A 12521-nucleotide genomic window follows, 5' to 3' on the forward strand; every position below is an offset into this window, starting at 1 on the left:
CTAGGCCCTCCCTAATCAGTTCTGCCCTCCCGTCGACGGGAGGGCAGAACTGATTAGGGAGGGCCTAGTGCGGGTTCGAAGCGCGGGGGGCGTCCGGTCAGATCGGGAGCTTCCGAAAGATGGGGGTCGGGATGTGCCGCAGCACCATCATCACGTAGCGGAATGCCGGCGGAACCCAGATCAGCTCCTTGCCGTCGGCGACGGCCTGGACGATCTGCTGGGCGACGTCCTCCTTGTTCACCGTCAGCGGCGCCTCCTTGACGTGCGCCGACATCCGGGTGCGGACCTGTCCGGGACGGACCACCAGCACCTTCGGGCCGAGTCCGGCCAGCGCCTGGCCGAGGTTGAGGTAGAAGGCGTCCAGGCCAGCCTTGGTGGAGCCGTAGACGAAGTTGGAACGCCGCACCTTCTCGCCGGCGACGGTGCTCATCGCGACGATCTGGCCGTGCCCCTGGGCCTTGAACCGCTCGCCCAGCAGGACGCCGACGCTGACCGCGCCGGTGTAGTTGATGTTGCAGATCTGGACGGCCTTCGCCTGGTCCTGCCAGAGCTGCTCGGCGTCACCGAGCAGGCCGAAGGCCACCATCGCCAGGTCGATGTCGCCGCCGGCGAAGGCGGCGTCGATGGCGGCCGGATGCGAGGCGAAGTCGGCGGCGTCGAAGTCGACCACCTCGACCGTGGTCGCACCCTGGGCCTTCAGGGCGTCCACCGCGGCCGCGATGCCCGGGTCGCCGGGCATGCAGGCCAGCACCACCCGCAGCGACTGGCGGCGCAGGTATTCGCTGACCACGGCCAGGCCGATCTCGGAGGTACCCCCCAGCAGCAGGACGGACTGCGGGTTGCCGACGGCGTCGAACATGTGGTCTCCCTTTTCTACGGATGCACCCGGTGGGTGCGAATGGTCTACGGGTGCGGGCGGGGTCAGATCAGTTCGAGCCGGCGGGCCATGTCGGAGGCGAACACGGCGTCGGGGTCGATGGCGCGCCGGGTGGCGATCCAGGAGTCGATCTCGGGATACATGGCGTGGAAGGTGGCGGCGGTGGTCCGGGAGTCCTTCGCCGTGTACAGCCGTCCGCCGAACTGCAGGATGCGGGCGTCCAGCCCGGCCAGGAACTCGTGCAGGCCGCGCTTGATCGGGAAGTCGACGCAGACGTTCCAGCCGGCCATCGGGTAGCTCAGCGGCGCCCGGTTGCCCTCGCCGAACAGCTTGAACACGTTCAGGAACGAGTAGTGCCCGGAGCGCTGGATGTCGCCGATGATGGCCTTGAACTCCTCCACCGCGGACGGCGGCACGACGAACTGGTACTGCAGGAAGCCGGCCGGACCGTAGGCCCGGTTCCACTCGCTGAACATGTCCAGCGGATGGTAGAACCCGGTCAGGGTCTGGATCTTGTTGCTGTAGGTGCCCGACTTGGCGTACCAGGCGGTGCCCAGCGCGGTGAAGGACAGCTTGTTGGCCAGGCCGTTGGGGAACACGTCCGGCAGCTCGAACAGCGGCTTGGCGTGGAAGGCCAGCGGGTCGGCAGCCAGCTTCGGCGCGTACTCCTGCAGCTGCGCCAGCGTGGCGAGGCTGCCCCGGGACAGTGCCGCCCGGCCCAGCTTCGGCGGCGCCGAGATGGCGTCGAACCAGGCCGAGGAGTAGTCGTAGTGGTTCTCGGAGCCGTCGGAGTGGACGGCGATGGTCTCGTCCAGGCTGTGCGTGACGATGCCGTCGGCGAGGAAGTAGGCGGTCTCGGTGCGGGTCATCCGCAGCTTGACCCGCAGGATGATGCCGGTCATCCCGACGCCGCCGACGGTGGCCCAGAACAGGCTGCCGTCCGGGTCGTCGGCGGAGCCCGCCGGGGTGAGGGTGAGCACCCGTCCGTCGGCGACCAGCAGGTCGAGGGAGACCACATGGTCCCCGAACGAGCCGGCGGAGTGGTGGTTCTTGCCGTGCACGTCGCAGCCGATCGCACCGCCGATGGTGACCTGGCGGGTGCCGGGCAGCACCGGAACCCACAGCCCGTACGGCAGCGCGGCGCGCATCAGGGCGTCCAGGCTGACGCCGGCGTCGACGTCCACCACCGCCGAGTCGGGGTCGATCGAATGGATGGTGGCCAGTCCGGTCATGTCGACCACCAGGCCGCCGGTGTTCTGCGCCACGTCACCGTAGGAGCGGCCCAGGCCGCGGGCCACGATGCCCCGCTTCAGGTGCGAGGGGCGTCCGGTGTTGTGATCGGCGACGGCGGCGACCGCCGCCTGCACCTGCTCGGCCGAACTCGGACGGAGAATGTGGGCCAGGCCGGGCGAGGTGCGTCCCCAGCCGGCGAGGGTTTCGATGGACGTGGGCAGATCAATGGTTGAACTGGACATCGGTGCCGATTCTATCGCCGCGCCCTCGCTCGCGCGCCGAGTACCGATCAGGGCACCCGAAGCTCGGCGAGCGGATCGCGCCGGGACGCCACGATCGCCGGCGCAAGCGCCCCCAGCCCGGAGGCGGCCACGGTCAGCATCATCGTCGCCGCGACGAAGTCCGCCGGCGGCAACGGTTCTCGACCGAAGGCCAGCACGGCCAACGCGATCGCCGCACCGATCACGGACGCCGCGCATGCGATCAGCACGGTCTGCACGGTGATCAGCCCGACGATCAGACCGCGGGTGGCGCCCAGGGCACGGCGCCGGCCGAAGTCCTTGCGCCGGATCATCACCAGACCGAACTGGAGCGTGCCGACCAGCACGGCCAGGACCCCGGTCAACATCAGCGTCAGGCCCCGGCTGAACCCGCCGAGCTGGCCCTGGACCAGCGCCCGGAGCCGGGCGATGTCGGACGACGCGGCGACGGTCACCCCGGCCGGATCGACCGGAGCCAGCAACGTGCGGCTGGCCTCGGCGACCGCACTGACCAGCTGCGGCTGCCGCACCACCACGATCACCAGGGCGACGTCCCCTGGTCGCATGGTCGCCGCCACCTGGTCGAGCCGGCGCGGCACGACGACGATCGGCTCCAGCGGTTCAAGGAAGGCGGGTGTGTGCAGGCGTCCGGCCAGGTCGTACCCGGTCGTCCCGGGGGCCGCCACGTAGCCGGCTCCGTCGGGCAGCCCCAGGGCGTCCAGCGCCTGCCGGCTGGCGTAGGCGACGCCGTCGACCGCCGGGGTCCCGATACCCAACGGCTGCAGGTCGGTGGACACCAGCACCCGGCTGGCCACCGCGACGTCCGACCCGGTGGCGCCGTTGCTGACGTCGACCGCCTGGCCGAACGCGCCCACCCATTCCACCCCGGCGATGGTGCGCAGCCGCTCGACGGCGCTGTAGTCGACACCGGCCGACGGCTCGGCTCGAATGGTGATCGCCCGCGAACCGACGGCGTCGATGCTGGCCAGGATCTGCGCTTCGGCGGCCGACGCCCGCCCCGTGGTGAGCAGCACCGCGGCGGTCATTCCACCCATCAACACCATCGCGATCACGGTGGGGACGCGCTGCGCCCAGGCCATCGCGATCGCCTCGCGGACCAGCCGTCGCGTCCGCTTCCAGCCGCGGCTCACAGCTCGATCCTCCGCTCGCAGGCGTCCACCAACCGGTCGTCGTGGGTGACCACCAGGGTGATCCCGCCGGACTCGGCATGGCCGCGCAGCGCAGCGATCACACCGGCGGCGCTGGCGTCGTCGAGATTGCCGGTCGGCTCGTCGGCGAGCAGCACCGCCGGCCGGTGGACGAGGGCTCGGCACAGCGCGATCCGTTGCGCCTGGCCGCCGGAGACCTGGCCCGGCCTGCGGTCCGCCGGGGTGTCGACACCGAGTTCCAGCATCAGTTCAGCGGCGCGGCGCTTCGCCTCAGCCGGCTCCAGATCGCCGTAGAGGGACACTTCCACGATGTTGTCCAGGACCGTCCGGGTGGGGTCGAGTGCGGCGTCCTGGAAGACGAAGCCGAACAGGTCGGCGCGCAGCCGGGAGCGGGCGGCGTCCGGAAGCGCGGAGACCGGCCGGCCGTCGATCAGCACCGCACCGGAGCGCGGGGTGAGCATCAGCCCGATCAGGTAGAGCAGGGTGGACTTGCCCCGGCCGGACGGGCCGGTGATCGCCACCAGGTCGCCCGCCGAGGCCTGCAACGCGAAGCCGGAGATGATGCTGGGCAGCCTGACGTAGCCGAATTCGAGGTCGGTGCAGGCCAGCGTGGTCATTGCCCCGGCACCCGCACTGTGGTGCCGGCCGCCAACCCCTGCACCACCGCCATGCCCCGGGCCCGGGCCTTGACCGTGACCGGAATCCGGCTGCCGTCGCGACCGATCACCGCGATGCTGCCGTCGGCCGCCGACGCAAGTGCCGCCACCGGGACGACGACGCCGGAGACCGGTGCCTGAACCTCGGCGACGCCGCTGAGCCGGGTGGTTCCGGACAGCGGGATGGTGTTGCAGGTCTTGCCGCACAGCGAGCCGCCGCTGGGTCCGGTGACCCGCGCGGTGCTCTCGTTGTTGATGCCGGCCTTGACCGCGCCGAGGCGTCCGGTCCAGGCGTGGGAGCCGCTGGTCACCTTGATCGTCATGTCCTCGGCCACCTGCCGGGCCTGCGCCTCTCCGAAGGTCGCGGTGAACACCGGTGCCGCGCCGAGCCGGTCGATCCCCGCCTGGCCGCCGCCGAGTTCGGCTCCGACCCGGAACGATTTGGGGTCGAGGACGACCCGCATGGGCAGGTCGCGGACGAACAGCACATCGCCGCGCCGGACGACCCCGGTGGGCTCGACACCCAGCCGGCGTTGCCACGCCTTGGCAGCGGTCACCACGGCCGGCGTCATGGTGCGGGACGTGGCACGCAGATAGCCCTTCGCCTTGAGCAGCGCGCTGAACTGCTGGACGTCGGCCCCTTTGGTACCGGCGTTCAGGTCTCGGAAGGCGGGCACCCGTCCCTTGGCGACGATCACCGGACGCTCGTTGACGCGGTACAGCGCGTCGCCGGCGTTGACCCGGTCGCCGCGGCGGACGTTCACCCCGGTGACGATGCCGGACGCCTGGTTGACTGCGGCCCGGTTGGTCGGCCAGCTGACGGTGACGACCGTGGCGACGGAGGCCGACACCTCGCCCTGGGTGGCTTCGACCTCCGCGTACTGCGCTTCGGACGCCACCTCCGGCGGCTCGCGGGTCACCACCGAGGCGGCCCAACCGATGCCGGTACCGGCGAGCAGCAATGCCAGCCCGCCCGCGATCATTCCGAGCTTGGCCACGTCACACGATTCCGTTGGAGGTGGCCGGCCAGGAGGTCGTTGATGTGCCCACCGCCGCTACCACCAGATTTCGGGATTGACGCACTTCTTCCTGACTTCGTCCCACAGACCCTCCGGAACCAGAGCCAACGGCTCCCAATCCAGCCGGTCGCCACGGACAGCATCGAGGAAGGACTGCCAGGACGGCACGGGAGGAACGTCGTAACCCTCACTCTTGATGCATCGCGATTGACCCACGAGATGGTCGTACATCAGCTTGAAGTCAGCGTCATTCTTCGGCTCAGGCCTTTCCGGCAACGTCGCCTTACAGGCCTCAATTACCTTGCTGTTGCGTTCCAACTCCTCGCGGGACCTGGCAGGAAACGTCGCCTGCGCGCGACCGTCCGGACCAGTGCCGACGGAGGCATCCAAACCTGCCCGCTTCAAGCAGTCAACCAGCGCTCGTGTGTACTCAGAGACCGTCCCTGCAAACGTGGGTCTCTGACTCGGCACCGTCGATGCCGACGGCTGCACACTCGCAGAGCAAGCTGATAGCGACACGGTGAGCACGGCCGAAGCGACCAGCGTCCGACAAGAACGGATAGACCTCATGCTTTCAGCACCGCCGAGGCCGCCCTGCCTCAACATCCCGAACCCGTTCATTCTACGCCCTCACAGCCACCTTCGACATAGCCCCAATCGACCGCCATATCACCGACGAGCCCGGTCGAAGCCCCGCGCGGCGCCGATCGAGACCATCAGGCGCCCACCGGAATCAGAGCCCATGCTGAACTCCTTCACGTCGCCGTCGATGATCGCACTCTAGAGCACCACAACCTCGGCGGCAACGGGGTCGAGCGGGCCAGCCGGCGATCACCACCATTTGTCCTGATCGATGCATGCCTTCCGCACCGATGAACGCAGGCCCTCGGGCACCCGGGAGGTCGGATCCCAATCCACGTCCTTCGCTCGCGCCTGCTCGACGAATGACTGCCAGGACGGAACGCGCGGAACGTCATACCCCTCTTTCTGAACACACTTGGTCTGCGCGATCAGATGGTCATACATCGCCCTGAAATCGGTGTCGTTTCTCGGTTCTGGCGCCTCGGGGAGTTCAGCCAGGCACGCGTTCCACGCAACCCGACCCGGCGAAGACTCCTGCCCCTTATCACTTGGGTCATCGACCGCCACAACGGGGGCACCCTCGCTATTGAGGCGGAATGTGGCCTTCACGCCCTTCTTCTGCATACATACGGCCAAGGCTTGCGTCCACTCTGTCCTCGTTCCGGTGAACACCGGGCGTTCGCTGGACGACACCGACGGGGATGGCGTGACTCCTGTCGAACAGCCGACGAGCACGAACGGCACGCACAGGCTCGCCAGCACCACCTTCGCCACGATCACCTACCACCATCGATCGGGGTCGGTGTTACACGTCTTGCGCACCGAGGTGCGCAACTGCTCGGGCACCTCGCTCGTCGGATCCCAATCCAGATTCTGTGCCTTCGCCTGCTCAAGGAACACCTGCCAGGACAGCGTCCGAGGCACCTCATAGCCTTCCTTCTTCACACAAGCGATCTCAGCCAGCTTGTGTTCGTACATCTGCCGGAAATCGGCGTCAGTCGTCGGCTCGGGTTCCTTGGGTAGCACAGCTTCACATTCGTCATGGATCTGCACTTGGGCGTCCACATCCTGCCGGGAGTGGATACGCATCTTGATCATCGGGTCGCCCTCGACCCCGACCTCGACGTAGGCCTCGACACCGCGAGACTTTAGACAATCGACCATCGCTCGCATATATTCGGTGCGGGTGCCGACGAACACCGGCCTGACCGAGGAACTCGGAGCGGCCATGGGTGCGGCATTTTCCGAGATACACCCCACCAGCAAGACAAGCATTCCAACAACCGCGACTATTCCCCGGATCGGGGCAACCCGCACCATTTTGCGATCCGAATCAGCCGTAGCTGCGGCGCAGACCATAGGTGCTGGCAGTACTGAGGTCAATGTCTCCGCGGGCGTACCACCAGCCACCACCGTTGACCCTCCGAGTTCCGGTGTACCAACTACTCGAGCCAGATTCAACGTTCACATAGCTAGTAGGACCACCCGGAGCGACCCAGCACCGATCACCCTTCGTCTTCAACCGGACGCATGAGAGCGGCGCGCTTCCCCCGCAGTCCCTTGTGCCATCCTCGGAAACCCCAGCAGATGGGGGAGCCACCGAAGCTCCCAGGGTCATAACACCCGCGCCCGCAGAGACCATCAGGCGTCTACCGAAATCAAGGCTCATGTCGAACTCCTTCATGCCGCCTTCGATGATCGCACTGTAGGGCAACACACCCTCGGACGCAACGGATCAAAAGAATCCTTCAGCTCAACCACTCCATAAATCGCCTGGGAACCGTTTCGATACGGCATCCGGTCGGCGCTACCGACGCCACCGGGCCCGAGGCGCGTCCGAACGGCCCAGTCTCATCGCGGATCGGCGAGCTCCCGGGTGAGCAGTAGCGCCAAACCGGTGCGGTCGCGCTGCTCCAGCTTCCGCAGCAATGCCGAGACGTGGTTCTTCACGGTTCCCTCGGCAAGATGCAGCCGGGTAGCGATCTCGGCGTTGGTTGCACCGGTCGCCACCAGCTCGGCGACCTGCAATTCGGTGGCGGTCAGCGCGGCCAGTGCCCCGACGTCCGGACGCGACCGACTGAGCGCGGTCCGGGCCACCCGCGGGTCGATCACCAGCCCGCCGGCGACCGCCTGGCGGATGGTCTCGCCGAGGGTCTCCACCGAGCAGTCCTTGAGCAGGAAGCCGGCCGCGCCGCCCTCGATGGCGCCCTGCACCAGGCCCTCGTCGTCGAAGGTGGTCAGCAGCACCACCGGCAGTTCCGGATGCCTGCGGGCGCAGGCGGCCAGCAGCCCGAGTCCGTCCAGGCCCGGCATCCGGGCGTCGGTGAGCACCACGTCCGGTGTGCTGGCGGCGATCACCGCCAGCGCTTCGTGTCCGTCGCCGGCCTCGCCGACCACCTCGATGCCGTCGTCGGTGCCGAGCAGCATGCTCAGGCCGCGGCGCAGCAGCTGCTGGTCGTCGACCACCACGACCCGGATCCGGTCGGTCATGCCGCCTCCGCCGACGCTGCCGCGATCGGCACCTCGGCGACCACGTCCAGGCCGCCGAGGCGTCCGGGATGCCGCAGCAGCACAGATCCGCCCAGCTCCCGCGCCCGCTCGGTGAGCCCGCGCAGGCCGAAGCCGGGCTCGGGTTCCTGGGCCACCGTGCCGTTGTCGCTGACCACGACGCGCAGCCGGTCGGCGTCCCGGTCCAGCGCGCAGAGCACCGTGTCGGCGGCGGTGTGCCGCAGCACGTTGGTCAGCGCCTCCTGGATCAGCCGATAGGCGAACAGCGTCCGGGGACGGTCCAGCCGTCCGATCCCGGACGCCACCTCGACGCTCACCTCCAAGCCGGTGCCGCGGAACACTTCCGCGACCGCCTCGAACGCCTGCGGGTCGGTCAGCTCCTCGAGCCGCGCCGGGTGCAACGCCCGTACCCACAGCCGCATATCGGCCAGGGCCTGACGGGTCATCGCGGAGGCGTTGGCGACCTCTTTCCAGGCGGCCTCCGGGTCGCGGTCGCGGACCCGTCCGGCGAACTCCAGCGACATCGAGATCAGGGTCAGCTGATGGCCGAGCCCGTCGTGCAGTTCGGCTGCGGCCCGGGCTCGCTCCTGAGCCAGCACCAGATCGCGGGACGCGTCCATGGCTTCGGTCAGCTGGGCGTTCACCGCCACCAGCTCGCGATGCTGCTGGTCGAAGGCCCTCAGCACCGCCCCGAAGACCAGGATGAAGGCGAACAGGGTGGCGTTCGCCACCGACTGCAGCAGCACCAGGCTCCAGTCCCCCTTGAAACCCTCGTACAGCAGGGCCACCAGCACCGCGGTCATCAGCACCGCCACCACGCAGCCGATCCACAACCCCCAGTCGACGACCAGGACGATCAGCGCGGTGAACAGCAGCGGCAGCCCGAGATTGTCCCCGAAGGTGACCGCGCCGATCCCGCAGAGGGCAAGCACCAGCGACGCGGCACGGGTGAATCGATCGTCGGTGCGGAACCGCCAGGCGAGCGCCGCGGTGATCACCAACAGCAGGATCGCGACGGCGTTGCCGAACTGCTCCGGCGCCCGCACCACCGCCGCGCCGAGTGCGGTCAGCCCGCTCCCGACGAAGATCACGTTCAGCGGCCGGCGCACCCGGTCGACGGCGCTGGCGGAGCGGTGCATGGCATCAACCCTAGGACGCCGGACGGCGGCGCACCCGTGACCCCGGTCATGGTCGGTCATGACCAGCCGACCGCCCGGTCATGACCCGGGCGCGTTCCGGCGGTGCCAACGCGCCCGTAGCGTCCCACCATGGGCACCACCACCAACGCCGCCATCTCCGACGCCTCTCGGCGCACCTCGCCGGCCACCCCCGCGGTGGGACCGTTCGGCATCGTGCTGCGAGCCCTGCTCGGCGTGCTGGCCACCTTCGGCAGCTACCTGCTGATGCTCCTGGTGCAGTTGATCCCCGGCATGAACCCGCAACCGGACGCCGCCGCCGGCAACTGGGGGCTGGCGGTGCTCAAGCAATCCGTCCCGATCATCACCATTCCGCTGCTCTCCGTTGTCCTCGTCGCCCTGCTGGTCCGGTTCGTGGACCGGCGTCCGTTCCGGGTCGCCGGGCTCCGCTTCGACGTCCGCGCCGTCCCCGCCCTGCTGCTCGGCACCGCGATCAGCCTGGTGGTGGTGGTTCCGGCGAGCGTGCTGTTCACCCGCCTGCAACTCGTCCCGGCGTCCGACGGCTTCGGCAGCCAGCCGCTGTGGGTGGTGATCGCCGGCACCCTGCTGCTCGGCTTCGGCATGCAGGGCTTCACCGAGGAGTTCATCTGGCGGGGCTGGCTGACCCAGTCGGTCGGTGGCAGCCACTGGCGGCAGGCCACCGTCTCGGCGGTCGCCTTCGGCCTGATCCACATCGTGTCCAACGGCGGGCACGCGGTGTGGTGGCAGGGGGCGATCTACATGACCGCGGCGGGCGCCTTCGGCTTCGCCGCCGCCGCGCTCTACTTCGCCACCGGCTCGCTCTGGGCGGCCGTCGGCATCCACGGCGGACTGCACCTGGCCACCATGTGCGCGGGGTTGCTCGGCGGGGGCGGTGGCTGGCCGCTGGAAATGTTCCAGATCGCGGCTTACCTGCTGATCGGGGTGGCGATCATGCGCCGGCTGCCCGCGGCGTCCGGCTGAACGACCCCGACCTCAGCCGCAGATGGCCTTCCGGGCCTGGGCCGGGTCGGCCGGGATCCGCAGCATGGTGAGCTTCGGCGCCAACAGCACGTTGTTGAGGAACCGCTGCAGGGTGAGCGGTTCGGAGACCGCCGCGATCAGTGCCGGGACGTCGCCGCAGGCCAGGGTGGCGCGGGCGTCGTTGAGGGCCTTGTCTGTCGGATGGACGTCGGCGGCGGTGTAGCGGGCCATCGCCCAGACCACCGGCTTGTAGGCGTGCCCGACCCGGTACTGGGCGTCCGGCGGCAGCACCAGCCGGGAGCCGATCGGGTCACCCAGCGACGGCGGATCGACCATGGTGACCTTCAACCCGGCACCGACCCCGGCGATGCCGAGCGAGTTGATCACCACGTAGACGCCTTCGCCGTCGAAGGTCGGCAGCTTGTCGTCCGGTTTGGTGATGTCGACGAAGTAGGAGCGTCCGTCGGCCAGGTCCTTGGCGGCACGTTGGGTGAGTTGGTAGCCGACGTCCGCCGACCAGTTCTCGGCGATCACCATAGCCCCGGGACGGTCCGGGACGAATTTGGCGTAGTAGCTGCGCTCGTCCACGATCATCCCGTTCCACAGCACCGGACGCAGGGTGAGTCCGGCGACCAGCGCCCAGACCATGGTCAGCACCGCCCCCGTCCGGACCAGGACGGCGCCGCCGACCACCGCGACCGGGGCCAACAGCAGCACCGTGGCGGGCAGCAGGAACCGGGCGTGCATGAAGTCGCCGCCCACCGAGATGACGAAGCCGGCGTGGATCGCGGCACCCAGTAGCGGGCCGAGCCAGAGCGCGGCCAGACCACCGTCGCGGTCCTGCGCCGCTTTGGCGATGCCGGCGACGAAGAAGACCAGCACGATCGCGATCGGCAGGTACAGGTAGTAGGTGGACGCGTAGTCGAACAGGTACAGCAGACCCTGAACCATAGACGCGTTCGCCTTGGCCAGCGCGGTGTTGGGCACCAGCGAGGCGTAGTAGCCCATCCGGAAGATCTCGTAGCCGACCGGGATCGCCAGGGCGAAGCCGGCCGCAGCCAGCCAGCCGCCGATCCGGCGCTCGGACTGGCACAGCAGCATGATCCCGAAGACCAGGCTGACCAGGGCCAGGTCGGGCCGGATCAGCACGCCCAGCCCGATCAGCACCGCGATCGGCCAGGGCCGCCAGGCCGGCAGCGGATGCCGCGGCCGGTTCGCCCAGCGCCGGGCCAGTGCCCAGAAGCAGGCGGCGATCCAGCAGAAGGTGAGCGAGGTCTCCAGGCCGGAGGTGCCGAAGTCCCAGAACGGGGTCAGCCCGGCCAGCAGCGCCGTGCCCAGCGGCAGCACCACCTTGCTGCGCGGCGGGACCAGGTGCAGCGCGCCGAGGCCGAGCAGCAGCATGGCCAGGGTGATGAAGCCGGTGCCCAGCCAGACCATCACCTCGCCCACCTCGGCCCAGGGCGCGGCCAGCTTGCCCAGGGTGACGAAGGCCAGCCACAGCGTGGAGGTGCCGACCTCGACCCGTTCGTTCAGGTTGTAGGTGGGTCCGTTGCCGGCCACCAACTGCAGCACCACCCGGACGTTGATGAAGCCGTCGTCGGAGACCCAGCGACGCAGCCAGGTCTGCACCCCGACCACCGCGGCCGGCAGCAGGATGGACAGCACCACCCAGACACGTCTGGCGGATGAGGCAGCGGCCACGGGGATCCCTTTCGAATCGGCGGTTCGCCGGGTCGGTGTTCGTGCGGGTCGGTCTGCGGCTCGGCGGGCGCCGGGCCGATTGGGGCTCGGCGTGGGCCGAGCCGATTCTGCGGGCTCGGCGTGGACCGGGCCGATTCTGCGGTACGGCGTAGGCCGGGCCGATTCTGCGGTACGGCGTAGGCCGGGCCGATTGTGTGGGCTCGGCGTGAGCCGGGCTGATGTCGACCGGATCGGCGGGTGCCGACCGGCGTCCATCATGACAGCCGGACGGTACCGGCCCGGCTCTCCCCCGCCGATCGGGCCCCCACCCACCCCACCGCTCGCCTAACTATTTGGGGCTCGCTTAATACAGCGAGCCCAAAATAGTTAGGCGAGCGC

12 protein-coding genes are annotated in these 12521 nt (G+C 69.2%); 1 reads left to right on the forward strand and 11 read right to left on the reverse strand.

The window, feature by feature from the left end:
- Positions 1-97 precede the first annotated feature (97 nt).
- The 10 genes from QM582_RS02910 to QM582_RS02955 form a co-directional block, all read right to left on the reverse strand.
- Positions 98-859 carry a decaprenylphospho-beta-D-erythro-pentofuranosid-2-ulose 2-reductase gene (locus tag QM582_RS02910; protein WP_415081588.1) on the reverse strand — a complete coding sequence of 254 codons (762 nt, stop codon included), beginning with the start codon at positions 857-859 and terminating at the stop codon, positions 98-100.
- Positions 860-921: 62 nt separating this feature from the next.
- Positions 922-2352, reverse strand: a complete 1431-nt coding sequence (locus tag QM582_RS02915; protein WP_415081590.1) for an FAD-binding protein — start codon at positions 2350-2352, stop codon at positions 922-924.
- A gap of 47 nt (positions 2353-2399) precedes the next feature.
- Positions 2400-3521, reverse strand: coding sequence for a hypothetical protein (locus QM582_RS02920; protein ID WP_415081591.1), 1122 nt, complete (start codon positions 3519-3521; stop codon positions 2400-2402).
- The gene (locus QM582_RS02925) at positions 3518-4156 is read right to left on the reverse strand and encodes an ABC transporter ATP-binding protein (protein ID WP_415081592.1); all 639 of its coding nucleotides are present in this window, start codon (positions 4154-4156) and stop codon (positions 3518-3520) included. The genes QM582_RS02920 and QM582_RS02925 overlap by 4 nt, the downstream gene beginning before the upstream one ends.
- Complete coding sequence (locus QM582_RS02930; protein WP_415081594.1) at positions 4153-5193, reverse strand: biotin/lipoyl-binding protein; 1041 nt, start codon at positions 5191-5193, stop codon at positions 4153-4155. The genes QM582_RS02925 and QM582_RS02930 overlap by 4 nt, the downstream gene beginning before the upstream one ends.
- A 57-nt stretch (positions 5194-5250) precedes the next feature.
- The gene (locus QM582_RS02935; protein ID WP_415081595.1) at positions 5251-5604 is read right to left on the reverse strand and encodes a hypothetical protein; all 354 of its coding nucleotides are present in this window, start codon (positions 5602-5604) and stop codon (positions 5251-5253) included.
- A gap of 441 nt (positions 5605-6045) precedes the next feature.
- Positions 6046-6576 (reverse strand): hypothetical protein, encoded by a 531-nt coding sequence (locus QM582_RS02940; RefSeq protein ID WP_415081596.1) that lies wholly within the window; start codon positions 6574-6576, stop codon positions 6046-6048.
- Positions 6577-7071, reverse strand: a complete 495-nt coding sequence (locus QM582_RS02945; RefSeq protein ID WP_415081598.1) for a hypothetical protein — start codon at positions 7069-7071, stop codon at positions 6577-6579.
- Positions 7072-7647: 576 nt separating this feature from the next.
- On the reverse strand, positions 7648-8286 hold the full coding sequence (locus tag QM582_RS02950; RefSeq protein WP_415081599.1) for a response regulator: 639 nt from the start codon (positions 8284-8286) through the stop codon (positions 7648-7650).
- A complete protein-coding gene (locus QM582_RS02955) occupies positions 8283-9443 on the reverse strand; it encodes a sensor histidine kinase (RefSeq protein WP_415081601.1) in 1161 nt (386 codons plus the stop codon). The genes QM582_RS02950 and QM582_RS02955 overlap by 4 nt, the downstream gene beginning before the upstream one ends.
- A 129-nt stretch (positions 9444-9572) precedes the next feature.
- Between QM582_RS02955 and QM582_RS02960 the strand changes: the two genes are divergently transcribed.
- Positions 9573-10442: a CPBP family intramembrane glutamic endopeptidase gene (locus tag QM582_RS02960; RefSeq protein ID WP_415081603.1), complete on the forward strand. Its 870-nt coding sequence runs from the start codon at positions 9573-9575 to the stop codon at positions 10440-10442.
- 12 nt (positions 10443-10454) lie between these two features.
- Here the strand turns inward: QM582_RS02960 and QM582_RS02965 are convergent, their stop codons facing one another.
- A complete protein-coding gene (locus QM582_RS02965; RefSeq protein ID WP_415081604.1) occupies positions 10455-12110 on the reverse strand; it encodes a hypothetical protein in 1656 nt (551 codons plus the stop codon).
- Positions 12111-12521 lie beyond the last annotated feature (411 nt).

The organism is Micropruina sp., from assembly GCF_047607385.1.
In the GTDB taxonomy this organism is placed as follows: Bacteria; Actinomycetota; Actinomycetes; order Propionibacteriales; family Propionibacteriaceae; genus Micropruina.